This window comes from Kitasatospora sp. NPDC101235 (assembly GCF_044767505.1).
In the GTDB taxonomy this organism is placed as follows: Bacteria; Actinomycetota; Actinomycetes; order Streptomycetales; family Streptomycetaceae; genus Kitasatospora.
Window position 1 is genome coordinate 19,363 of sequence record NZ_JBIWNZ010000041.1, and the last position, 22,085, is coordinate 41,447.

General features: G+C 70.8%; 27 protein-coding genes and 1 pseudogene. 15 read left to right on the forward strand and 13 right to left on the reverse strand.

Annotated elements, in window-relative coordinates; genetic code table 11:
- Window positions 1-19 precede the first annotated feature (19 nt).
- Together ACIRRH_RS39320 and ACIRRH_RS39325 are read left to right on the forward strand one after the other, a co-directional pair.
- Entirely contained in the window at window positions 20-526 is a 507-nt protein-coding gene (locus tag ACIRRH_RS39320) for a SigE family RNA polymerase sigma factor (protein ID WP_403077428.1), read from the forward strand.
- Window positions 527-543: 17 nt separating this feature from the next.
- A complete protein-coding gene (locus tag ACIRRH_RS39325) occupies window positions 544-1,320 on the forward strand; it encodes a hypothetical protein (RefSeq protein WP_403077431.1) in 777 nt (258 codons plus the stop codon).
- Between the two features lie 305 nt (window positions 1,321-1,625).
- Here ACIRRH_RS39325 and ACIRRH_RS39330 read toward each other — a convergent pair whose 3' ends face one another.
- Window positions 1,626-2,057, reverse strand: a complete 432-nt coding sequence (locus ACIRRH_RS39330; RefSeq protein ID WP_403077434.1) for an SRPBCC family protein — start codon at window positions 2,055-2,057, stop codon at window positions 1,626-1,628.
- Between the two features lie 347 nt (window positions 2,058-2,404).
- On the reverse strand, window positions 2,405-3,160 hold the full coding sequence (locus tag ACIRRH_RS39335; RefSeq protein ID WP_403077437.1) for a S1 family peptidase: 756 nt from the start codon (window positions 3,158-3,160) through the stop codon (window positions 2,405-2,407).
- A 71-nt stretch (window positions 3,161-3,231) separates the two neighbouring features.
- On the opposite strand from ACIRRH_RS39335, the gene ACIRRH_RS39340 reads away from it, so the two are divergent.
- Window positions 3,232-3,615 (forward strand): WhiB family transcriptional regulator, encoded by a 384-nt coding sequence (locus ACIRRH_RS39340; RefSeq protein WP_403077516.1) that lies wholly within the window; start codon window positions 3,232-3,234, stop codon window positions 3,613-3,615.
- Window positions 3,616-4,028: 413 nt separating this feature from the next.
- Here the strand turns inward: ACIRRH_RS39340 and ACIRRH_RS39345 are convergent, their stop codons facing one another.
- From ACIRRH_RS39345 to ACIRRH_RS39355, 3 genes and pseudogenes are all read right to left on the reverse strand, one after another.
- A complete protein-coding gene (locus tag ACIRRH_RS39345; protein WP_403077440.1) occupies window positions 4,029-4,685 on the reverse strand; it encodes a hypothetical protein in 657 nt (218 codons plus the stop codon).
- A 21-nt stretch (window positions 4,686-4,706) separates the two neighbouring features.
- Complete coding sequence (locus tag ACIRRH_RS39350; RefSeq protein ID WP_403077443.1) at window positions 4,707-4,844, reverse strand: hypothetical protein; 138 nt, start codon at window positions 4,842-4,844, stop codon at window positions 4,707-4,709.
- A 457-nt stretch (window positions 4,845-5,301) separates the two neighbouring features.
- Window positions 5,302-5,911: pseudogene (locus tag ACIRRH_RS39355) on the reverse strand (pyridoxal-phosphate dependent enzyme); the annotation flags it as partial.
- A gap of 126 nt (window positions 5,912-6,037) precedes the next feature.
- Between ACIRRH_RS39355 and ACIRRH_RS39360 the strand changes: the two are divergent.
- The 6 genes from ACIRRH_RS39360 (at window position 6,038) to ACIRRH_RS39385 (ending at window position 10,660) form a co-directional block, all read left to right on the forward strand.
- On the forward strand, window positions 6,038-6,265 hold the full coding sequence (locus ACIRRH_RS39360; protein WP_403077446.1) for a ferredoxin: 228 nt from the start codon (window positions 6,038-6,040) through the stop codon (window positions 6,263-6,265).
- The gene (locus tag ACIRRH_RS39365; RefSeq protein ID WP_403077449.1) at window positions 6,255-7,649 is read left to right on the forward strand and encodes an NAD(P)/FAD-dependent oxidoreductase; all 1,395 of its coding nucleotides are present in this window, start codon (window positions 6,255-6,257) and stop codon (window positions 7,647-7,649) included. Before ACIRRH_RS39360 ends, ACIRRH_RS39365 begins: the two co-directional genes overlap by 11 nt.
- 39 nt (window positions 7,650-7,688) lie before the next feature.
- A complete protein-coding gene (locus ACIRRH_RS39370; RefSeq protein ID WP_403077452.1) occupies window positions 7,689-8,915 on the forward strand; it encodes a cytochrome P450 in 1,227 nt (408 codons plus the stop codon).
- The gene (locus ACIRRH_RS39375; protein WP_403077455.1) at window positions 8,912-9,472 is read left to right on the forward strand and encodes a hypothetical protein; all 561 of its coding nucleotides are present in this window, start codon (window positions 8,912-8,914) and stop codon (window positions 9,470-9,472) included. Before ACIRRH_RS39370 ends, ACIRRH_RS39375 begins: the two co-directional genes overlap by 4 nt.
- Complete coding sequence (locus ACIRRH_RS39380; protein WP_403077458.1) at window positions 9,472-10,200, forward strand: carbon-nitrogen hydrolase family protein; 729 nt, start codon at window positions 9,472-9,474, stop codon at window positions 10,198-10,200. Before ACIRRH_RS39375 ends, ACIRRH_RS39380 begins: the two co-directional genes overlap by 1 nt.
- A gap of 316 nt (window positions 10,201-10,516) precedes the next feature.
- Window positions 10,517-10,660, forward strand: a complete 144-nt coding sequence (locus tag ACIRRH_RS39385; protein WP_403077461.1) for a hypothetical protein — start codon at window positions 10,517-10,519, stop codon at window positions 10,658-10,660.
- 353 nt (window positions 10,661-11,013) lie between these two features.
- Here the strand turns inward: ACIRRH_RS39385 and ACIRRH_RS39390 are convergent, their stop codons facing one another.
- The 3 genes from ACIRRH_RS39390 to ACIRRH_RS39400 form a co-directional block, all read right to left on the reverse strand.
- On the reverse strand, window positions 11,014-11,475 hold the full coding sequence (locus ACIRRH_RS39390; RefSeq protein WP_403077464.1) for a contact-dependent growth inhibition system immunity protein: 462 nt from the start codon (window positions 11,473-11,475) through the stop codon (window positions 11,014-11,016).
- Between the two features lie 36 nt (window positions 11,476-11,511).
- Window positions 11,512-11,727, reverse strand: a complete 216-nt coding sequence (locus ACIRRH_RS39395) for a hypothetical protein (RefSeq protein ID WP_403077467.1) — start codon at window positions 11,725-11,727, stop codon at window positions 11,512-11,514.
- A 1,014-nt stretch (window positions 11,728-12,741) separates the two neighbouring features.
- Window positions 12,742-13,554, reverse strand: a complete 813-nt coding sequence (locus tag ACIRRH_RS39400; protein ID WP_403077470.1) for a hypothetical protein — start codon at window positions 13,552-13,554, stop codon at window positions 12,742-12,744.
- A 372-nt stretch (window positions 13,555-13,926) separates the two neighbouring features.
- Here ACIRRH_RS39400 and ACIRRH_RS39405 point away from each other — a divergent pair, with 372 nt between their 5' ends.
- The gene (locus tag ACIRRH_RS39405; protein WP_403077473.1) at window positions 13,927-14,511 is read left to right on the forward strand and encodes a S1 RNA-binding domain-containing protein; all 585 of its coding nucleotides are present in this window, start codon (window positions 13,927-13,929) and stop codon (window positions 14,509-14,511) included.
- A 145-nt stretch (window positions 14,512-14,656) separates the two neighbouring features.
- Window positions 14,657-15,958 (forward strand): glycosyltransferase 87 family protein, encoded by a 1,302-nt coding sequence (locus tag ACIRRH_RS39410; protein WP_403077476.1) that lies wholly within the window; start codon window positions 14,657-14,659, stop codon window positions 15,956-15,958.
- A 432-nt stretch (window positions 15,959-16,390) separates the two neighbouring features.
- Here ACIRRH_RS39410 and ACIRRH_RS39415 read toward each other — a convergent pair whose 3' ends face one another.
- Together ACIRRH_RS39415 and ACIRRH_RS39420 are read right to left on the reverse strand one after the other, a co-directional pair.
- Entirely contained in the window at window positions 16,391-16,960 is a 570-nt protein-coding gene (locus ACIRRH_RS39415) for a GNAT family N-acetyltransferase (RefSeq protein ID WP_403077479.1), read from the reverse strand.
- A 773-nt stretch (window positions 16,961-17,733) separates the two neighbouring features.
- A complete protein-coding gene (locus tag ACIRRH_RS39420) occupies window positions 17,734-18,384 on the reverse strand; it encodes an NAD(P)-dependent oxidoreductase (RefSeq protein WP_403077481.1) in 651 nt (216 codons plus the stop codon).
- Window positions 18,385-18,462: 78 nt separating this feature from the next.
- Between ACIRRH_RS39420 and ACIRRH_RS39425 the strand changes: the two genes are divergently transcribed.
- Window positions 18,463-18,708, forward strand: a complete 246-nt coding sequence (locus ACIRRH_RS39425; RefSeq protein WP_403077519.1) for a transposase — start codon at window positions 18,463-18,465, stop codon at window positions 18,706-18,708.
- A gap of 25 nt (window positions 18,709-18,733) precedes the next feature.
- On the opposite strand, the gene ACIRRH_RS39430 is transcribed toward ACIRRH_RS39425, so the two are convergent.
- From ACIRRH_RS39430 to ACIRRH_RS39440, 3 genes are all read right to left on the reverse strand, one after another.
- Window positions 18,734-18,931: a hypothetical protein gene (locus ACIRRH_RS39430; protein WP_403077522.1), complete on the reverse strand. Its 198-nt coding sequence runs from the start codon at window positions 18,929-18,931 to the stop codon at window positions 18,734-18,736.
- On the reverse strand, window positions 18,928-19,368 hold the full coding sequence (locus ACIRRH_RS39435; RefSeq protein WP_403077484.1) for a hypothetical protein: 441 nt from the start codon (window positions 19,366-19,368) through the stop codon (window positions 18,928-18,930). The genes ACIRRH_RS39430 and ACIRRH_RS39435 overlap by 4 nt, the downstream gene beginning before the upstream one ends.
- A gap of 128 nt (window positions 19,369-19,496) precedes the next feature.
- Window positions 19,497-20,069, reverse strand: a complete 573-nt coding sequence (locus tag ACIRRH_RS39440; protein ID WP_403077487.1) for a helix-turn-helix domain-containing protein — start codon at window positions 20,067-20,069, stop codon at window positions 19,497-19,499.
- 140 nt (window positions 20,070-20,209) lie between these two features.
- Between ACIRRH_RS39440 and ACIRRH_RS39445 the strand changes: the two genes are divergently transcribed.
- Genes ACIRRH_RS39445 through ACIRRH_RS39455 form a run of 3 tightly spaced genes read left to right on the forward strand, consistent with a single transcriptional unit; the run spans window position 20,210 to window position 22,038 of the window.
- Entirely contained in the window at window positions 20,210-20,842 is a 633-nt protein-coding gene (locus ACIRRH_RS39445) for an SAM-dependent methyltransferase (RefSeq protein ID WP_403077490.1), read from the forward strand.
- A 39-nt stretch (window positions 20,843-20,881) separates the two neighbouring features.
- Window positions 20,882-21,346 carry a DinB family protein gene (locus ACIRRH_RS39450; protein WP_403077493.1) on the forward strand — a complete coding sequence of 155 codons (465 nt, stop codon included), beginning with the start codon at window positions 20,882-20,884 and terminating at the stop codon, window positions 21,344-21,346.
- A complete protein-coding gene (locus tag ACIRRH_RS39455; protein WP_403077525.1) occupies window positions 21,280-22,038 on the forward strand; it encodes a DUF4232 domain-containing protein in 759 nt (252 codons plus the stop codon). Before ACIRRH_RS39450 ends, ACIRRH_RS39455 begins: the two co-directional genes overlap by 67 nt.
- Window positions 22,039-22,085: the final 47 nt, after the last annotated feature.

Genomic DNA, 22,085 nt, shown 5'->3' on the forward strand with positions numbered 1-22,085 from the left:
TTCGAGAAAGGACCGACCTGTGGGGGACGCACCCGCGGACTTCCTGGAGTTCGCCCATGCCCGCAGCGACCAGCTCTACCGCACCGCGTGTCTGCTCACGGGAGACCGCCACCTCGCCGAGGACCTCGTACAGGAGACGCTGGCGAAGATGTTCCGTTCCTGGCGCCGGATCGACCGCACGCAGCCGCCGGTCGCCTACGCGCACACCGTGCTGGTCCGCACCTTCACCTCATACCGTCGTCGGCGCAGCGCGCGGGAGCGACCGGTGGACCGGTTCCCGGACCGCGTGTCCGTCGACGCCGGCGACCCGGAGCTGCGGCTGACGCTGCTCGACGGGCTGGCGCGACTGGCACCGAAGGATCGGGCGGTGCTGGTCCTGCGGTACTGGGAGGACCGCCCGGTCGAGGAGACCGCGCAGATGCTGAGGCTGTCCGCGGGGGCTGTCCGCACCCGCAGCCTGCGGGCCCTGCAGAAGCTGCGAGATGTCCTCGGCGACGAGTTGCTCGCCGACCTCGTCCAGGCCTGACCGAACGGAGCACACTCATGAACCCCGATCAGCGTCTGCACGACGCCCTGCACCACTCCTCCCAGCAGTTCGGGTCGCACAGCGCGGACCTTGTGGCCCGTGCCACCGCCCACGGCCGGCACCTGCGCCTGGTCCGCCGCGCGCAGATCGGCGTTTCGGCCTTCGTCGCCGCCGGCCTTTGCGTTGCGGGCAGCGTCGTCTTCTCCGGGCGCCCGACCTCCGCGCTGCCCTCCCCGGCCGGAACACCGACAGCCACCGCAACCCCGGCTCCGGCACCCACCCGGGCCCCTTCGGCAAGTCCGCCCCCTGGCGGTCCTCGGTCCGGAGCGATCTCCGCCCAGCTGGCCGCGTTCATGCCCCCCGGCAAGATCACCAGGACCAACAGCAACGGCACCTTCGTCGACGGCCGTATCACCAAGCCGAAGCCGGAGGGCGATGCCGGTGCCGGTGGCGGCTTCGTGTACGACGACGGACGGGGCGAAGCCCTTGTCTGGGTGGATCTCGCGGACGACATGCCGCTGAACAACCTTGACTGGGAGGCGACCTCGCCCGAGCACCGCGCCGAACGGTTCCCGGACGGCACGGCCGTGCTGGTCGACCAGGGCCAGTGGATCGGTGGCGTAACCCACTGGAAGGTAACCGTCCTGCGGCCGGACGGCCGCCAGATCGAGGTGGACGAGGTCAACACGAACCGTATCGACCCCTCGGGAAAGACCGGCCCCACCCGCCCCGAACCACCGCTCACCATCGACCAGATGCGCGGCATCGCACTCAGCCCGCACTGGAATCGCTGAACCGGGGCCGTCCACGAAGGACGCCCCGGCCCCCGACCGGCTCGGTGAGGACCGCACGGTCGGGCACCGCGGCGGCGCGCGGTCAGCGGTGGTCGAGCGCGTCGATCAGCTTGGCGAGGGTGGCGGGGTCGTGGGTGGTGGGCATCGGTGGAACTGCGAACCCACAGCTCGTTTCCGTCTCACTGCCCAGAAGGAACAGACGACGACACCCGCCGATGACGGGATGGGCCGCCAGGGTGGGCAGCCGACGCTCCGGCCGGCTTCACGGATCCCGGGTCTGAGGAATCTCGTTCGGCGGTGGACGGCTACTGCTCCGACTCCACCAGGTTCTTGAACTGCTCCAGGCCGCCCCGGACGGTGTTCTCGATCCGGTGGACCTGGGCCATGCCCCGCGGGCCGCCGAAGGTGTCCTGGATGGACTCCGGCTCGTATTCCAGGTGCACCTGCACCTGGCTGTGGTTTTCGTCCAGTGACCGCACCGAGAGCGTGCCCTTCAACTCCGGGCTGCCCGTCGTCTCCCAGGCGAGGACCTGCTCGGTGTCGCGGTCGGTGAGAACGGCATCGAACTCCCGCTGTACCTCGCCGGCCCGCACGTCCAGATGGGCGCGGTCGCTGCTGGGCGCATAAGCACGTTGGATGCTGTCCATGAGCCTCGGATAGGCCTCGATGTCGTGCAGCCGCCCCCAGACCTCCCGTGCGGGGGCATCGACGTTGATCTGCTCTTCAAGCCTGCTCATCGCGAACCTCGCCTCCTGGTCCGGCACACCGGACCTCTTGGGTTCTTCCAGCCTGCGCCGCCGGCACATGCCCGGCAACCAGGGCCGTGAAGCGGCTCCACGCGTTCGTCTCTACCTGACCGAGCACATTGCTTGCTGAGCACGCGGACAACTTGGATCAACGACCTTCCAGGCCGGATCGAGCTGACGGCGATGACCGACATGGCGACGCACACACTCAGCCTTGGCGATGCACTGGACGTCCAGCTGGTCGGCGAGGTCGGCCAGCACCCCGCACAGCCCGCCGGCGGTCACCGGAGGCGGTCCAGAGCGCCCTGGCCAGCCGGCCAGGGCGGCACCGGCGCCGGTCAGGACAGCAGCTGCGCGGGAACGTCGGTGGCCCGGGTGAACACCGAGACCGGGTACTGGGTGTCGCAGTACTTGTTGCCGGTGGAGACCACGCCGATCACCACACCACCGACCACCAGCGGCCCGCCCGAGTCCCCCTTGCAGACGCTGTCCGTCGTACCGGCCCGCGGCAGACCGCAGACCTTGAACTGCGGGGAGTCTCCGGGCAAGGTGTACGGGTCGCAGGAGGCCGGCGGAGCCAGCGTCAGCTCCGCCTGCTTGAGGTGAGTGCCGGGCCCGTCCGAGCCAGTGCGCCCGAACCCCAGCAGCGTGGCCGTGCGGCCGTACCGGTAGAGCGCCGCGTCCCCCTGGCGCGCCACCCGCACCGGTGTCTGCGGCAGCGGCCGGTCCAGGGTGAGGACGGCGGAGTCATGCTCCAGGCCGGCGGTGTAGCGCGGGTCGACCCGGTAGCCCTTCACCCGGCGGACCTGACCGCCGGAGCCGGTCAGGTCGGTCCGGCCGGCGATCACCCGCAGTGAGCCCGGGTCGGCTGCCTCGGCCACGCAGTGGCCCGCGGTGAGCACCTTGGTCGGCGCGATCAGCGCGCCGGTGCACCACTGCTCGCCCGCGGCGGTCTCCAGGGCCACGACGAACGGGTGGGACCCGGTCGTGGTGTCCGACCCGCCGTGGACGGCGGCGGCCGGGGTGGCCCCAGCGGCCAGCAGGCCGGCGGCCGCCAGCAGGACGGCGATCGGACGTCGGTTCGAGATGCGCATGGCAGGGCTTCCTTCTGGGTCGGGTGGTACGTGGCAGGGCGTTCGCCGCGGTGGCCGCGCCCTGCGGCCGGGTGGCCCCGGCTCAGTGCCGGCCGCCGCCTGACCGAAGACTGTCCCGCAATCCGTCCCGCCCGCCAGCACCGCCCGGCGATGCGGAACGCTGGAACGGCCACACCCACCCTGACCTGCGCGTTTCAACGCGCCGTGGAACACCGAGACGGAACAGCGGACCCGGTAGGCCCCCGCGCGGCCGCCGACCGGCGGGCCGACACCGGACAGGCAAGGGCGCGAGCAGGCGGCGAAGGCGGTGTGCGCCCAGTGCCCCGGTCCTGTTGGAATGCCGCCGATACGCCATCGCCGCCCGTGAACCCTACGGCGCGTGGGGCGGCCGGGCCGAGGACGAACGCCGTGTGCTGCTCGGGAGACGCCGCACGGCCCCCCGAGCAGCCGCATGACGGGCCGGTCGAGGTCGGCAGGCACAAGGAGCCGGTGGAGGCCGTGGAGGCGGGGCGCGGGGGTGAGGAGCAGGTGGTCGTGTCGCACTTCGCGCTGGGTACCTGGCTCAACAACCAGAAGGCCCGTCGGGCGAAGCTCAGCCCCGGGCAGCTGGCGCAGCTTGCCGAGCACGGTGTGGAGTGGGCACAGGGCGGCGGGCCGGGTGGCCGCCGTGCGGTCGCTGGGCCGGCCGGTGTCCGTGGGTCAGAGATGTGCCGTTACGGCTCCGAGACTGCCCTTGGAGTCACCGCCCTACTGGCCGCTTGCGGACGCGGCTTCCGGCGTTGGTAGCTGCACCGGTACACAGCGTGTGGAGCTTCCCAGGCCGCCGCCGGGAGATGCGCCACGTCGTCGGCCGGCGGTTCCGACGGGCTCACGACCGGCTGGCTTTCCGGTTGAGCCAGGGGGTGAAGAGCACGGAGAGGAAGGCCCCCACCGCGCTCAGGGTAGTGACGACCACAGGGAGCGTGGGCGGGTGCAGTTCCACGTAGAGCGGTGAACCCGGGACGACAAGCCCCCACACGGCGAAGGAGAGGCAGGCCATGAACGTCTCCGCTGTCGGCCAAGCAGGCTTGGTTCCGCCGGCGGCACCACCGTGGGCCCGGGCTGCGGCCTGCGCGCTTGCTCGTGCCTCGCCGGGTGGAAGGTCCTCCGGACGTCGCCGGTCCTGGCCCCCGCCCTGTCCCGGTGCCGGGGCCGACTGGGTCTTGGTGAGCTGGTAGGTGAGGTTGAACGCCAGGGCGCTGCCGGCGATGCAGCCGCCGTAGAGGATCCAGCGCAGCGGCAGGTAGGTCGCCGTGACGTCGCCCTTCAGGACCCCGGTCAGCACTCCGAGCACGGTGGTGTACAGCACGATCACCTCGGTCGGAACCGCTTGGGCGAGGGTGTCGCTGGTCGCTGCGGCGGTTGCGGTGCGCGTGCCGCCCTCGGCGGCTGCCCAGGCTCTCGGCTCGTCGGGCCCGAGGTCAGCCCCGGCAGGCGTGGGGGTGCGCCGCAGATGCGCGGCAGCGGCCAGTGATCTGATGCTCATGTCCGCTCCTCGACTACGCCGTCAGAGGCTGATGTGGTCGGCGAGCCCGCTGGCCAGGCAGGAGTCCAGGTCCTGGATGTACTGGTGGTGGAAGTTCCCCGGGCTGGTGCCTGCGCCACCGACGAAGTGGCCGAGCAGATAGTCTGCGGCCCACCACACTGCAGCTACCTCCTGCTGGCCGTCCATCAACACGGTCCCGATGTCACGGGTCCGGTGTCAGCAGACGGCCGTGCGACTGCCTGTCGATCCAGCCGTTGGCCGCGTTCCTCATCGGCGTCGACGATGCCGAAGGCGGTGCGCCGGCCCAGCCCGCAATACCACTCACGTAGTCGTGCAGGTCCCACATGATCACGCCGGTGGAGATGCAGCAGCGGGAACCGGGCGCTGTACCGCAGTCCAGGGGAAGCCGACCGCGTGCTCGGCCTCGCGCTGCCGACCCGACGCGCACATGTGTTCCAGACTCCCATCTCGCCGCCGGTCCGGCGACTGGTCCGCCGGCGGCCGCAGCACTGGCTCTGTTCACGAGTTCGGTCGGACAGCATTTGTTCAGGACTTCGGACAGCACCTATGGGGCGATGAAATCGAACAGGCGCGGGGTGCATCGTCCTTGCCGCGGTCAGGCGCAGGAAGAGCTCGTCAGGGAGGTGGTGGTTTCGAGTGGGGTGTAGCCGTCGCGCAGTGAGGCGTCCTGGTCCTTCAGGCCGTTTCCGGTGAGGGTGATGACGACCGTCTGGCCCGGGGCGAGGTGGCCGCGGCTGTGCTGGTCGAGGAGCCCGGCGACGCCGGCCGCGGAGCCGGTTCGACGAAGACACCGTCGTGGCGGGCCAGGAGTCGGTAGGCGGCGAAGATCTGCTCGTCGGTGACGGCGGCGATCAGGCCGTCAGACTGGTCTCGGGCGTCGACGGCCCCCTGCCAGGTGGCCGGGTTGCCGACGCGGATCGCGCTGGCGGCGGTCTGCGGGTCGGCGACGGGAGCGCCGTGGACCAGCGGTGCTGCTCCGGCGGCCTGGAAGCCCGACATGCGCGGGAGCCGGTCGGCGTGTCCTTCGGCGTGGTAGGTGCGGTATCCGCGCCAGGTGGCGGTGATGTTGCCGCCGTTGCCGACCGGCAGACAGTGGACGTCGGGGCGGTACCGAGCGCGTCGACGGTCTCGTAGGCGACGGTCTGCTGGCCGGACAGGCGCAGCTCGTTGCCGACGCTGTTGACGAGGGCCACCGGGTGGTGGTCCTCGCCTTGCGAGGTGGCTGCGGAGCGTTGATGCTGAAGGTGAGGCATGCCTACCGACCACACGGACCGAGTGCAGACGGCCGCGGGGGCTCGGCCGCCGTGGCCCGTGCAGGGAGCGGGTTCCCGATGAGGCTTGTCGTCGATCTCAACCGGTGCCAGGGATTCGCGCAGTGCGTCTTCCTCGCCCCGGATGTCTTCGCCTTGCACGGCGATGAGGCGCTGCTGTTCTCCCCTCGCTTCGACGAGGCGCAGCGTGACGCGGTGGAGAGGGCTGCTGCTGCCTGCCCGGTCCAGGCCATCCTGGTCGACTACTCAAACGAGCCGACGAAGGGTGTGGGGCCCCATGTCGGCTGACACGGATGTCGAGGTTGTGCGGCGGGAGGGTCGCGTTGTCGTCGTCGGTGCTTCGCTGGCCGGTCTGCGTGGCGCGGAGACCTTGCGGGAGGAGGGTTTCACCGGATCGTTGACCATGATCGGTGACGAGCCGTACGAGCCCTACGACCGGCCGCCGCTGTCCAAGCAGGCGCTGCTCGGGTGGGCACGGCCCGAGGACACCGCGCTGCCGCGACGGCGCGACGTCGATGCCGAGTGGCGTCTGGGCGTCGCCGCCGAGGGCTTGGACCGGGACGCCAAGCAGGTACGTCTGGCGAACGGGGACACCGTTCCCTATGACCGCCTGCTGATCACCACCGGGACCAGAGCGCGGCCCTGGTTCCACCCGGAACAGGCGGCTCTTGACGGGGTCTTCGTGATACGTACCCGCGACGACTCCGTACGCCTGCATCGGAAGCTGACCGGGGGCGTGTCCCGGGTGCTGGTGATCGGCGCCGGTTTCACGGGCTCCGAGGTCGCCTCCGCATGCCGGGAGTTGGGCCTCGAAGTCACGGTCGCCGAGCGCGGCCCCGCACCGCTGGTGGGTGCGCTGGGCGGGGTGATCGGCGAGGTCGCGGGCCGGCTGCAGCGCGGGCACGGAGTAGACCTGCGTTGCGGCATCAGTGTCACCGCCCTGGAGGGCGACTACGCCGGGCGGCTCAGGCGCGCTCATCTGTCCGACGGTTCGACGATCGAGGTGGAGGTGGCGGTCGTCTCGCTCGGAGCCATGAGGAACACCGAATGGCTCGCCGGCTCCGGGGTGGCCGCGGGCCCCCGGGGGATCGCGTGCGACGCCGGGTGCCGGGTCTTCGATGTCAACGGCATCGTCACCGACGACATCTACGCCGCCGGTGACGTCGCGCGCAGCCCGCACCCGCTGTTCGACTATCAGTTCCTGTCGCTGGAGCACTGGGGCAACGCGGTCGAACAGGCCGAGATCGCCGCCCACAACATGGTCTGTGCGGGCCCCAAGCGCCGTCCCCACCTGTGGCTGCCGATGTTCTGGTCCTCCCAGTTCGGTGTGAACATCAAGTCCGTGGGTGTGCCCTCGCTGGGTGACCAGCTGGTCGTCGCCCAGGGGGCGCTCGCCGAGGACCGGTTCGTCGCGGTGTACGGCTACCGCGGCCGGGTCATCGCCGCGGCGTCCTTCGACGGGGCCAAGTGGCTGGGGTTCTACCAGCAGCAGATCGAGGCCGCCGCGCCGTTCCCGCCGCAGTACCGCACGGTGGACCGCCGAACCGAAGCACCGCAGGCGGTCGACCCGGCGTTCCCCGACCCCCACCTGCCCACCCACGGGCCCACCGTCACGCTGACGGGCCACTCGCCGAGCGAGCGGCGTGTCGAGTTCGTTCCGTCGCGTGCCTGATCACCGGCCCTGTACCGCCCGGAGCCCTCAGGAGACACCATGACGCTCGGTAGCATCTCCGCGCAGATCGCCGACTACGCCAGTCGAGCCGATCCGTACCCGCTCTACGCGGAACTGCGCAAGACACCGGTCTGGCGGGAGGACGACGGCACCTACCTGGTCAGCACGTACTACGAGGTGCGGAGCCTGGCCAACGACCCGCGGCTGAGCAACGACACGAGCAACCGTCCAGCCGGCTACGCCCGCATCGGGCAACCGGCGAAGGAGAGCGGCCTGCCGCCCGGCTTCATCTTCACGGACCCGCCCGTACACGACCGGCTGCGCGACACCATCAACCGGCCGTTCGGTCCCCCGCACAGCCCCAGATTCCTCGACGGCCTGCGCGGAGAGCTGGCCATGGTCGTCACCGAGCTGCTCGACGCCTTCGACGGCAAGGACCAGGTCGACATCGTCGAGGACTTCTCCTACCCCCTCCCCGTCACCGCCATCTGCAAGGTCCTGGGCGTGCCGCGCGAGGACGAACGGCGCTTCCACGGCTGGGCCGACGCCCTGACGTCCGAACTCGATCCCCACCCCGGCGGCGACAACCGCCCGGGAAAGGCAGAGCAGGCACGCCAGGACCTGGGCGCCTACCTGTCCGACCTGATCGAGACCAAACGCCGCCACCCCGGCCCCGGGATGCTCAGCGCGCTCGCCCCCGAAACCGGCCCCGGAGGCAGCATGACACCGGCAGACCTGGAGGCCACCGCGGTTCTGCTCCTGGTCGCCGGCCACGAGACCACCGTCAACCTGATCACCAATACCACCCTCACGCTGCTGCGCCACCCCGATGTCCTCAAGCGGTTCCAGAAGGAGCCGGACCTGGTCGTCCCGCTCGTCGAGGAAGTGCTGCGGTACGAGCCCCCGGTCCAGTTCGTCACGTGGACCACCGCCCTGGCCGACATCGACATCGCCGACACCACGATCCCCCAGGGCTCGCCGGTCTGGCTCATGTTGGCCGCGGCCAACCGCGACCCCAAACGCTTCAAGGACCCCGACCGGTTCGATCCCGACCGCAAGGACAACCAGCACCTGGGCTTCTACACCGGCATCCACTACTGCTTCGGCGCCCCGCTCGCCCGCATCGAAGCACAGCTCGCGCTGCCCGAACTGTTCCGCCGGGTCAAATTCGACCGGCTGCTCGAAGACCCGCCGCCCTACCGCGTCAACGCCGTACTGCGCGGCCCGCGCCACCTTCCCGTGGCAATCGAGGGCCTGACGGTTTGAGCACCACCGCCACCCGAATCCAGACCACCAACACCAGCCAACCCACAAAACGGCCGCGCGGAATCCCCACCCACATACAAGCCCAGAACATCCCACCAACCGAACGAGCGGGCCGACCGGGCCCCACCATCACCCCGGCCACCACACACAGTCTCGGATGCACGCCGCTCTGGCCGGGTGACCGGCCCGTCACGGCACTGAACTGGCTGCGCAACTCCCGCTCTGCCGCGCTCCTGACCCGCGCCGTCGCCGCCGGACGGGCGCTGACGCACGAAGACCTGGACGGCCTGGCGGCCGCGGAGGGCCGTGACGGTGCGCGGGTCGTCGACCACCTGCGCAGCGTCCTGCTCGCCCAGCAGGCCCTGCCCGAGCGCGACGAGCTCCCCGCCCGCGTCGAACGCCACCTGGTCCGCGTCCTCGTCCGACATCCCGAGCACGCCCTGCTGCTGCGGGCCTACGTCCGCTGGTCGCTCCTGCCCCGGCCCGACCCCGTCGCCCTGGACGACGACTCCCACTGGGAAATCTGGGGTTCCGCCCGCGGCGGGCAGGCGGGATGATGGCGGGTGTGATCATCGCAGCTGCGCAGTTCGCCCCGGCCGCCGGGGATGTCGAGGACAACGTCCGTACGGTGTCCGGCCTGATCCGCCGGGCCGGTGCCGAGGGCGCGCGCGTCGTCGTCTTCCCCGAGCTGGCCCTCACCGGCTACGAACCGACTCTCATCCGCGCGACCCCGGCCGCTTGTCTCACCGAGGCAGACACCCGGCTCGATCCGGTACGGGAGGCCTGCCGCGCGACCGGGGCGGCGGCCGTCGTCAACGGACCGATACTCATGGCCGGGGCGCAGGACCGGCCGGGTATCACCTCGCTGGTCGTCGGCCCGGACGGCGCGCTCCTCACCCGCTACGACAAGAGGCATCTGTACGGCGTCGAGGTCGAGGTCTTCGCCCCGGGCACCACCGACGGGCGCTTCACCCTCGACGGCGTCCGATTCGCGCTCGCCACCTGCTACGACAACCGCTTCCCCGACATCGCCGAGCGGGCCGTCTCGGACGGCTGCACCGTCTATCTGGCGAGCTCGGCGCTGGACGCCGACAACGACTCGTTCGAGAAGGTGTATCCGGTACGGGCCAGGGAGTTCGGGCTGTACGTGGTCCTGGCCGACCTCGTCGGCCCGAGCGAGGCGGGCCCGTGCACGGGCCGCAGCGGTGCGTGGGGCCCGAACGGCGAACGGATCGCCGACGCAGGCCCCGACCGCGAGGGGTTCGCCCTCGCCGAGGTGAGCTGACGAATCCGCCGGGTGAACTCGGCGGCACGCAGGACGGTCCCGCGGTTCTCCGGGGCGCCGCCACCATCCACCGCACCTCGCCGAGGCAGACCTCGCCCTCTTCGACCCGGATCCGGCGCGGCCCCTCAACGTGACCGCTCGACTCGAAGGACTGGAGCAACCAGCCCCGCCCCTGGCAGGGAATACCGCACGTTCGGAATGACTCTCCCCGCCAGCCGGCGCCGACACCTGGACCACCGACAAGCGCAAGCGGTTCGCCAACGACCTGACCCACTCCCAGCGACTCGCCGTCTCCGCCGCCATCCTGTACGACTTCATGACCCTCTACGGCAAGGCCACGCAGGTTCTCCAAGGCGTGGCCGCGCACGTCCTCAAAGTGGCCGAGCTCTGCCACGCGGGAGTCAGGGAGCAGGGTGACGGTCTCCGGCAGATCCAGGGCGATGGTCTCGTACAGCCCTGACGCGATCTGCCGTGCATAGCTGAAGGCGTCCGGACTCGGCACCAGCATGCCGGTGTTGGCGATCCGCGGGTAGAGCTGGGCACGGATGTCACCGGCCGCCATCGTCTCGAACGGCGACGGCCCACCAGTTGCCCGCAGCATCTTGCCGGTCATGTCCCGAATCGCCTCCGGCCACACCCGATCTCCGGACCGACCGTTTCGGTTGGCGTGGCCGAGAGCCGCGAGGTTGCCGAGCCCGAACTGCTTGCCAGTGGCGTCTTCGACGGCGTGGTCGGACAGCACCGTCACCTGGACCCCGTGCACCGAGAACGCTTCACGGACGTACTCCCGGAACCGCACACCCTCGTCCGCGGTCAGGAAGTCGAACTCCGGATCACGCAACACCTCACCGCCGGCCTTCGTGGCACGGCCGAAGGTCCCCACATCAGTCTCCTATTCGCATTGTCAGCGCGCGATCCTACAGATCCGCTCTTCCTCAGCTGTCGTGGGCTTGCCTTCGGGAAACGATCACTCCGTGCATGGGAAGCGATCTTCGAGCTGCCCCTTGTTCGCCTGGTCAACCCGACTCGTGAACACCCCCGTTTCACGGCAGGCGGCACGTCGGCCAACTCCGAGGCGATCAATCGGACTTCCCGCCTAGGCTCGGGAGACTCGATCCAGACCTGCGCATCCCTGGTGAGCACGGCGGCCAGCAGATCGCCTTCGTACATATCGCCTTCCGCCAGCGGGTCGTCCCGAAGGACCTCCACCGCCAGGGGCAGGAGATAGGCAAGGCCACGTCCTGCTTGATGAGCAGCCGCGACGGCGTCCGGCACCGCGACCAGCCGTCCGGGCCGGGCACAGCGCTGGGCTCAGTACTCCCGATCGTCCTCGGGCAGGGCCATCGTGGACCGCAGGTCGTCCTCCGCTTCGTCCTCGGAGGCGGACAATCGGGTGGAGCCGTTGCCGGTGGTGTCGGTCCACCACCAACTGTTGGTCTCCGGGGCGTACGTGACGGACCCGATCCCCTGCTTGTACTCGGTGCCGTCGGCGCGGAACAGGGTCTCGGTCACCTGGCGGGTGGACACGGGAGCCTCCGAAGGGGGTCGGCCTGCCGCGCGGCGCGGCAGGCGCCTGGCTCGGCGGTCTGCCGGCCATCCCTCCAGGAAGAGTTATGTGACGTTCACCCTGGGGAATTACGGGGGGTCGAGTTACCCAGGTGCCCGTCCAGGGCTGCCGTCTCTGCCTGCCGCGCACTCAAGTCCAAGTCGCTGGCGTCCAGCCTGAACCCGGCGGGTCGCCGTAAGTATTGATGACCACTCCACGTCACCCCCGGAAGTGAGCCAGAGCCGTTCGTTGGACAGACCCACGACCGCCGGACGCACGCACCGCCAGCCGCCCCGACGCTCAGGCTCGGAAACCCCGCGCGCACCGCCTCGCGGTGAGCCTGCTGTGCGCCGTGGCAGTTGCAGCCACTGCCACGGACGGCGCCCTGTGGAGGTACCGGCTGGGCTTCACCGTCAACGAGATCACTTCCCAGCGCTCCCTCGTGCAGGCTCGGGGGCTCCCGGACCCGCCGCAGTCGGAGTTCACCCACGTGAGGCAGATCCGAGCCTGGTACCGCCTCGCCGGCGACGACCTCACCGACCTCGCGGTCTCGTACGACAACCAAGTGATCACCGCCATCCGAGAGGCCCAGGCAGCCAACGACAACTGGGACGCGGTGGACCGACGCCTCCGGCCGGCCTGCACCCGCTGGGGGACGCCGCCTTGTTCGAGACCGTCTGGTTCCGCATACCCCCACAGATCCGCTCCGACGAGCCGACTGGCACGAACTGGTCACCAAGGCGGACAACGCGAACCGCCGCTGCACACAAGCGCTGACCGCACGCGACCAGAACGGCCTGAGGAACGCCCTGCGCGACCTGGCAGCGGCTCGACGCTGTGCAGAATCAGTCAACGCCGGGATCGACGGCATCCTCCGCGCAGGCGGCTTCCGGGGCACCTCCCGCCCACCCGCGATGGGCACTGCGGCGACCTGTGACCGCTCCGTCCGGAGCGCGACTGCCGGCCCGGCCAGTGTCCAGGGGCGGTTCTTCTGATCAGGGCGTGGTGGTGCGAGCCGGACTGATCGGTTCCGGGGACCGCTGGTTGTCGTGCGTCGTGCCGGTACTGGAACCGGCCTGCGGGGTGAGCCGGGAGCATCGTCCGGCTTCGGACGCGCGCCTTGCGGCCCAAAAGCGCTGGACGGCGCAGCCGGCTCCCAGCACGGCGGCGGTCCAGACGATGATCTCGGCGAGAAGGGTGGCCGGTGTCGGGGCGAGGTGAGGCCGGGGCGGCAGCAGAACCATCTGCGCGCCGGCCCCCACCGGCACGGTCAGCGCGGCAAGCAAGCCGGCCGTCCCGGGCCGCCTGATCGCCGCGCCCACCGCGCCGAGCGCGAGGCCGAACAGCACGCTTGCCGTCCACCACAAGGCCAGCTCACCCCTGTACAAGGCCAGTGGTTCGTCCCGGAGCAGTGCGTCCGTCACGTAGTACGCCCCTGTGGCGGCGATGAGCGACAGCGCGCCGGCGAGGGCACCGCGGCCCCGCGTCCCGGCCAGCCAGCCCGTCGCGACCGCCAGTGCAGCCCACGCCCAACCGGCGCCCAGGAGCAGGCTGAACACCCTCGCGGCGCCGGCCCAGACGGTGCCCGTGAGTGGCGCGCCGAGTATCCCGTACGGGGAGGAGAGGGCGTTGACGAGGGAGGCGGTCACGCCGAACGCCAGACCGACACCGGGACTCGCCATGGTGGCCTTCAGGCCGGCGTTGAGCGGCCGGGTGGCGCCGGTGCGCGCCCCGAACCCGGTTCTCAACCGGTGGCCGTGGCGCGGGCCCCGGCCGAGCAGGGTGCGCAGGTTGTGACGGGTGGGCATACCGAGTATGTATACCTGGTATGCCCATCCGGCTCAAGCAACGCCCCCTCCCACGGTGAGTGGGCACCGTCGTACGGTGCGAGCCAGTTGCGCATCGTCACACCGGACCCTCCAACCCCTGGCTCTGTACGCGAGAAGGGGTTCTGGCTCAACTTCTGTGGTGTCGGCCCGAGGCCGGGTACATCGGAACCTCGGGAGACGGAAATCGGCAGGTCAGAGATCTGCTCCGAGGTGGCTCCGCACGCACACGGCGGAGCCCCACAGAACTTGAGCCAGAACCCTGGAAATGACGGCAGCAGGGTGTCACCGCGGTCGACCACCGGTCCGAAGGCTCTGGTGTGGCCTGAGCCCCCTCGGTGCGATGATGCATTCGTGGTGACAGACGCAGAGTGGGCTCGGATTCGGGAAGGCTTGCGCTTCGGGCAGGTGTTTGAAGGCACCGTTGTAAGGGTGCCCCGTCCAGGCGTGGTTGGGATCTTCGTGGACATCGGCCTGAGCGTCGAAGGCTTCGTCGACGTCCTGCTGTTGCCCGAGCGAAGCGAGTCCTGGCCAGCCGAAGGCACTGTCAGCGACTTCGAGGTCTGGTGGGCTGACAGTCGCAAGCAGATCCGATTGAAGCCGACCGATCCCCAGTATCTGCGTGCGGACTTCGCTGGTTTCATGGAACGCGTTCGACCCGGATGGCCGTCCGAAGTTGGTTGTGTGGTTCGGGACCCGGGGTCCCCGATGCCGGATGAGTTGTTGGCGTCACTTCGCCGGATTCGGAGAGGCCATGAAGTCGACCTCCTCCAGGGTGACCTGCTGCTCGAACTTCGCCTTCTACAGGCGCCGTTGGAAGGCGGCGGTCTCGCGGCGGGTGATCTCGTCCTGGCAGAGGACCTGAAGGAAGTCCAGGTGGCCGAGCTCGCCGCCGTGGGCCTGGGCCAGGCGAACATCGAGGGTCTCCGGCATCCCTGAGAGCCGAAGCGCCGAGTTCACCGCCGTCGCCACCGGCTGAGGCGCCGGCCGGGGCGGTAGGGGGCCGCCCCGGGGCTCCGGCGGTCCGCGGAAACGGCGCCGGGCCGTTGTCATCCGTTTCCGGCGGGCGGGACGTCCTGGGGTTATGAACCGCCAACCAGCCGCACCACGGCACGACGTCCGCGACGACCAGCGGCGCCCCGGTCCGGACCGGGGCGCCCCGCCCGCGGTCCCGGCCGACCGGACGGCCCTGGCCCTGACCGCGGTGGCGGCGGTGGCGTCCGCGCTGATGGTCCGGTTCCTGCTGCTGGACCGCGTGTCCTCGGACTGGTTCTACTTCCTCGGTCCCTGGTACCGGTACATCACGGAGCAGGGCGGGTTCCGGGCGCTCGGCAATGCCCGCTTCTCGGACTACAACGTCCCCTACCTGTACCTGATGGCCGCCCTGACCTACCTGCCGGTGCCGGCCCTGGCGGGCGTCAAGTGCCTCTCGATCCTCTTCGACCTGGCGCTGGCGGCCTGCGCGTACCGCATCGTCTTGCTCGGGGCGCCGCACCGGCCCCGGCGGGCGCTCGCCGCGGCGGTGGTCGTGCTGTTCCTGCCCACGGTCGTGATCAACAGCGGCTGGTGGGCCCAGGCGGACGCGATCTTCACCGCCTTCCTGGTCGGCAGCGTCCTCCACCTCCTGCGCGGCCGCCCCTGGTGGACCTGCGCGTTGTTCGGGATCGCCCTGGCCTTCAAGCTCCAGGCGGTCTTCCTGTTCCCGCTGCTGCTCGTCGCCGTCCTGACCCGGCGGATGCCGTGGCGGTGTCTGCTCGCCGTCCCGGCGGCCTACCTGGTGCTCGACGTCCCCGCCCTGCTGCTCGGCGCCGACCCCTGGCAGCTGCTGACGGTCTACGCCCGGCAGACCGGCACGTACCAGGACCTCACACTCAACTCGCCGTCGATTTACCAGTTCGTCTCGGTGCCGTACGGGGAGAGCGACCCGGTGCGCCGGGCAGGCGTCCTGGTCGCGGGCGTGCTGGTGCTGACGCTGGTCGGGCTGGTGGTCCGGGCGGCCCGGCGCACCGGCGGGGCGCAGGCGCCGTGGCGCGGGGCAGAGCCGGGGAGCGCGGCGGCGGGCGACGGGCAGCCGGGGCTCTCCGGAACCGGGATCCTGCTGCTGGCCGCCCTCTTCGCGATCGCGGTGCCGTTCCTGCTGCCGTCTATGCACGAGCGCTACTTCTACGTCGCGGACGTCCTCAGCGTGCTCGTGGCCTTCCGGCGGCCCCGGCGGCTCTGGTACCTGCCGGTGCTGGTCCAGCTCTCGTCCCTCGGCAGCTACCTCAAGTTCATCGCGCCCGGGGTGGCGCCGTACCTGTCGATGCCGGCCCACGGGGCGCTGATGCTGCTGGCGCTGATCGCCGTGCTGCGGGCCGCGGCCCGGGAGTTCGGCGTGGCGAGGTAGCCGTCGCCAGGGCAGCGCGTCCGGCCGCCGTTGCCGGCGAACCGGAATTTCGTCCCCCGGTGGCGACGACGACCGCGGCGTCGTGGCCGGGGCCGTCGCCTCCCCGTCTCGCTGCACGGGACCAGGAGGAGGCCCTGGAGGCCAGCGTGCGGGACCTGACGCCCCGTCCGGGCCGGCCGGGTTCCCCGCGCGGTCTGCAGGGTGCTGCTCGGCAGCTTCCTGCTCATGCTGCTGGAACCGGTCGCCCTCATCACCGCCCCGCTGAACACCCGGCCGACGGTTGCCGGCGTCAGGCGCGGAGCACCGTGCTCCTCCAACTCGCCGCCGAGATCCCCGCCGCGATCCTTGCCCGCACCCTGGGCATCCACTCTGACGTCGCCGTCGCCTGGCAACGTCTCTCCGCGGGCGACTGGGCCGCCTACGCCGCCGAAGTCAGCCTGCGGCCGGCGAGGACAGATCAACACCCAGCATCGAATACATGATCATGTCCCGACGCTCCTCGCCCACCTGCTGCCAGCTGCGGAGCAGACCCTCGCGCTGAAAGCCGACACGCTCAGCCGTCCGCTGCGACGCGGCATTCCACGGCTCGACATACAACTGAAGACGGGGAATCCGCAGGTCACGGAAGGCCCAGCGGACAACCGTCCGGAGAGCTTCGGCCGCGATCCCCTGGCCCCGGGCCGACCCGGCAAGCCAATAGCCCAGTGACGCTCGTCCCTCACCCCGGTCCCTCAGCCAGAGACCAACCATCCCCAGCGGACGCCCGTCCTCGATCCGGACGATGACGAACGGATACCCGCTACCAGTAGATGCCCGCTCCCACTGCCGCCGGATGAAGGCTTCACCCGCCGCCTGCGAGTACGTCGAGGGAACGGTCGTGATCAACGGGATGTAGTCATCGTCGGTCGCTTCCCGGACGAGAGGCAGATCTCCAAGCTCCCAGGCGCGGAGCACAAAGCTGTCGCCAGCAGCCAAGCACGGGACGTCCAAGGGGGTAACCATGCCCGCATCCTGCCGGGATCGCCGCCTCAACGCACTCCGGTTTCCGCTGCCACGCGGGCATTCGGACAGTTCCACTACCCGACGTCACCAGTCAGTCAGAAGCGCAAGCGCGAGGCCGTGAACCGGGTCACCGCCCTGCAGTTCGACCGGCACGGCAACCGCGTCGACCGAGGAAGCCGGCTGCATCACCGGTGACCTCACCGTCGTCACCACCGTCTTCCCGGGCGGGCAGGCCTGGGTCGCCGTCCAGTACACCGGCGCCGACGAGTCCGACGGCCACCGGGTCCGGCAACCGGTGCGGCGGGGGCTCCGCGGTAGCTGAAGCGTGGGGCAGTCGGCCGGGTCCGGGGGGCAGGGGATGTTCCGCAAGGCCCGGCCGGTGGGAGGCCGGCAGCGCCAAGTTGGCATGGCGCGGCTGCTCTGCTCGGCGGTCCGGTGGTGCTGTGGTGGGGCCGCAGACCCGCTGGTCGGCAGGTGGCCGGGGCATTTTTCGGCCATCTGCGGGGCGGGCCCCAGGGCCGGTGCCCGCCCCGCCGCTGGTCTACGGCTCGCTGGTTCTGTTCACGTCGCAGAGCAGCGTTTCGACAGCAGTTCGGAAGGCAGTGCCTGGGCCGGATGTTCACGAGAACGGGAGGCACCTCGGTGGTGGCCGACGGGATGCCATCCATCGCCCGCGCCGGGCTCGGGGTTTGAGGAACGCCAAGCCCTCGCGGGCCTGAACGGCGCTCTGAACTTTCGGTCAGAAGGCACGGAGGCCGGGGAGACCGGAGGGCTCAGTTGCCGACCGTGAAGCGCTCGCCGACGTGGTTCACCTCCTCGATTTCGTCGACGAGGGCCACCGCGTAGTCCTCGGCGGAGATCCGGCTGTTGCCGTCGGCGTCCACGACCAGGTCGTCGAGGGCGGTGCGGTAGCTACCGGTCCGCTTGCCGGGCGCGATCTGCGCGGCGGGGCTGAGGTTGGTCCAGCGGACATCGTCGACGGAACGGTAGAAGTCGAGCGCGTCGCCGTGCGCGTGCATGATCTGGAGCAGGTCCTCGGGCAGCCCATCGGCGTCCCATACCTGCCTGCCGTCCGGCGTGCGCAGAGAGCCCGCGCCGCCGACGGCAATCAGCCGCGGGGCCCTCCCTCCGAGCGAGCGCAGACCCGCCACCAGGGACTTGGCGGCCGGCACAATGGTGGCGACATGACCGGGGCCGTCACCGCCGCCGACAGCGCTGACAACAACATCCTGGCCACCAGCGACAGCGGTCACCGACGAAGGGTCGAGAACGTCGCCGGAGGTGACTGTGAGATTCGGGTGCTGCATGCTGAGCTTCCCGGGGTCACGGACCGCGGCCGTGACGTGGTGGCCACGGTCCAGCGCCTCGCGTAGGACACGGCTGCCGATGGTGCCGGTGGCACCGTAGAGGGCGATCTTGGCCATGGGGGTCTCCTCGGAACCGCAAGTGGACTGGAGAAACCACGCTAGGCCCACATATCCGTCCCACTGGGAAGGCTCGCGATCCCCCGCCGAGTACGGTCCCTCCTTTGCCAGGGCATGGTCGAGTCGATCAACTCCCGACTGCGGAAGGCCACCCGCAACCGCGGCCACTTCCCCTCCGAGCAAGCGGCGTTGAAGGTGCTCTACCTCGCCGTCCGGGAGCAGATCACCCCCAGGGCACGCGATATCAACCACGTCGCCGCACACTGGAAAGAGGCACTGAACCAGTTCTCACTCTTCTTCGAGGACCGGCTCAGCATCCAATAACCCCAAGGCACTTACACGAGATCGCTTACACGCCCTGGTTGGGCGGGTGGCCGAGCCAGCGGGTCGCGGCCTGCTGGAATGCTTCGGTGTCGGCGTGGTCGTCCGCCCACGCCACAATGCCGTCCGGCCGGATGAACAGGGCCGTGAATCCGAGGTCGGGCGGCCGAACCCGACGGCAAGGGTTCGGCCGCGCCGGGCACGCCCGAAGGCGGGCGTGGTTCAGCGGCGGTCACCGCCGATGGTGTCGGTCTCGCGCAGCACCACCAGCGCGAAGGCGAGGCGCTTGTCCAGCCAGCCGTCCCGCTTGACGAAGTACCAGCGCGTGCCGTCGGAGCGGCGCGGGAAGGTCAGCACCGCTTCCCCCGTCCCGTCCGCCCCCTCCCCCGCGCCCACGCCCGTCGCCCAGACCACCGGCTTGAGGCTCCCCCCGGAACCCGTCGCTTCGTCGGACCCGAAGGACAGCAGGGAGTCCACGATCCCGTCGAGGACATGGCCCGCCCCACGCCCCAGGGACGCTCCCGGCCCTCCCCGAGCCCAGGCCCGTGGGGCCACGATGACCGGGTGCCCGAGCTGTTCCATCCACAGGCCCTGCTGGGTGAGCCGCTTCGTGACCGGTGTGCGACGGACGGAGCCGAGCTCCCGGCCGGCAGCGTCCGTCACCCGATAGCGGTCGGAACCGTCCGGCAGCAGGGCCGGTCCGGGGAGATCAGGTGCCCACGAAGCGACCGCGGGCGGCAGGAGGCCCTCCGGTACGAGGCCGGCCAGGCGAGTAGGTCTCGGGCGGCGGGTCAGGCGGTGCGGGCCCTGAGGTGGGCGCGCTCGCCCTGGTGCCCGAAGAGGACGAGGAGTTCGACAGTCCGGTCGCCGTCCGGTCCGAGCCAGTGCGGTACGTGGGTGTCGAACTCGGCGGCCTCGCCCGCCTTGAGGATCAGGCTCTGGTCACCCAGCAACAGGCGCAGCCTGCCGGCAAGCACGTAGACCCACTCGAATCCCTCGTGGGTCTTCAGTTCCGGCTCGATGCCCGGCCGGGGTGGGATCAGGAGCTTGTGAGCCTGGACACCGCCCGGGCGGCTGAGCGGCACGTATGTCATCCCGTCCTGGACCACCGGGCGCAGGTGGATGCGCGGGTCCCCGGTGCGAGGCGCACCCACGAGGTCGTCGAGGGGGACGGCGTGGACCTCGGCGAGCGGCAGCAACAGCTCCAGGGTGGGCCTGCGGGTGCCGCCCTCCAGCCGGGAGAGGGTGCTCTCGTTGATGCCGGTCCGTTCGGCGAGCTCCGCCAGCGTCATCCCGCGCCGGCGGCGCAGCTCGCGCAGGCGGGGGCCGACCGCGTCCAGGACGTCCTTCTTCGCGTTGCTCATGCCCTCAGATTGCCGAAACGGCATGGAGCCTTGCAAGTCCAGCATGGCGCGGGGCACCGTCATGTCAGCGGGCCGGCCCGCGAAGCCGGTGGCGAACCGCCCCTGACCTGCTCGTCCCCCCGATCCCCGAAAGGGCCCCGATGCACACTGACAGCGACTCCGCGGCCTTCTGGGAGAACCACTACGCCCGCCTCGACACCGAGTGGGGCACCCGGCCCAACGCCGTCCTGGAAAGCCTCGTCACCGCACTCGCGCCCGACCCCGGCACGGCGCTGGACCTGGGCTGCGGACACGGCGGCGACGCGATCTGGCTCGCCGCCCTCGGCTGGGACGTCACCGCCGTCGACATCGCACGGACCGCCCTCGAGCGCGTCGCCGAGCGGGCGCGTGCCGCCGGCGTGTCCGCCCGGGTCCACCCCGTGTGCCACGACCTGGCCCGGACGTTCCCCCCGGGCGACTTCGACCTGGTCAGCGCCAGCTACTTCCACACACCCGTCGAGATCCCCCGTGCCCAGGTCCTGCGCCGCGCCGCGGAGGCGGTGGCGCCGAACGGGCTGCTGGTTGTGGTGGACCACGCCTCGGTGGCCCCCTGGTCCTGGCAGGCCGGGCAGGAGGTGAGCTTCCCCACCCCCGAGGAGGTCCTCGCCTCGCTGCGGCTCGGCGAGGGCTGGCACACCGAGCGCTGCCACGCGCCCCGGCGCACCGCCATCGGCCCCCAGGGCCGGAGCGCGACCGTCACCGAGAACGTCTTCGCGCTGCGTCGGACGGCCTGAGCGCCCCCGTCGGCGTTCCCGGTCCACGAGGAGAACACCGTGTCCACCACCTCCCGTCGCAACGACACCCCTCCGCCCCGCACCGCGAACAGCGAGGCCGACGTCCTGCGCGGATTCCTCGACTACCTGCGCGACTCGGTGGCCGCGAAGGTGGAGGGAGCCGCGGAACCCGAGGCCCGGACCGCCGCCGTGCCCTCGGGAACGAGCCTGCTCGGCCTGCTCACGCACCTGACCGCCGTCGAGAGGGCGGCCTTCCTCGGTGAGCGGGTCACCGACCGGCAGGCGACGTTCCGGCCGGCCCCTCAGGATGGCGTGGCCGATGTCGTCGCCCGCTACCGGGCCACCGTCGAGCGCGCGAACGAGACCCTCGACCGGTTCACCGACCTCGGCGCACCGCTTCCCCGGCCAGGGCGTGCGGGCCCGTCGCCGAGCGTCCGCTGGGCACTGACCCACATGATCGAGGAGACCGGCCGCCACCCGTCCGCACCTCCCGCACCCGCCTGATCACCGCTGCCGCGAGCGTCGCGCTCGCCGCCTTCTCGATCACCGCGTGCAGCGACAACGGGGACATCAAGACGGCAACCGGCCCGTCGCTCAGGGCCACCGTGCCCGCCGCGGCACCCGCCTCGCCGACGGCCCCCTCGACGTCCGCCGGCACCACTGGCACCACCGACAAGCCCCTGGCCACCGCACCCGCGCCCACCGGTTCGAAGCCCGCCGCGAACACCCCTGTGCCGAAGGCCCCCGCGGCTCCCCCGGCCGCCAAACCGACCACCTGCGAGGGCTCCAGCACCAAGACCACCGCCGCCCCGCTGAACCGCCCCGTGCACCACATGCTACTCACGGTCACCAACACCGGCTCCGGCACCTGCTACCTCTACGGCTACCCGGCCGTGCGCTTCGGCGGGGCCCAGTCCGTGCCGCCGGTGATCACCGATTCGAAGCCGCAGGCCGTCGTCACGCTCAAGCCCGGCGAGTCCGGCTACGCCTCCGTGAACCTGTCCTCCACCGACGGCAGCAACGGTTCGAACGGCCACACCGTGACGTCCCTGGAGGTTTACTTCCAGGGCCCCTCCGGCGACGAGAGCGTCGGTGCGGGGGCCCACCCGTCGCTGCCCGCGAAGGGCGTCTACGTGGACGACTCCCTCAAGGTCACCTACTGGCAGCAGTCGCTGGACGACGCCGTCTCCTGGTGACACCGCCACCACCCGAAAAGCCAACGACACCCGGCCCGAAAGCAGGC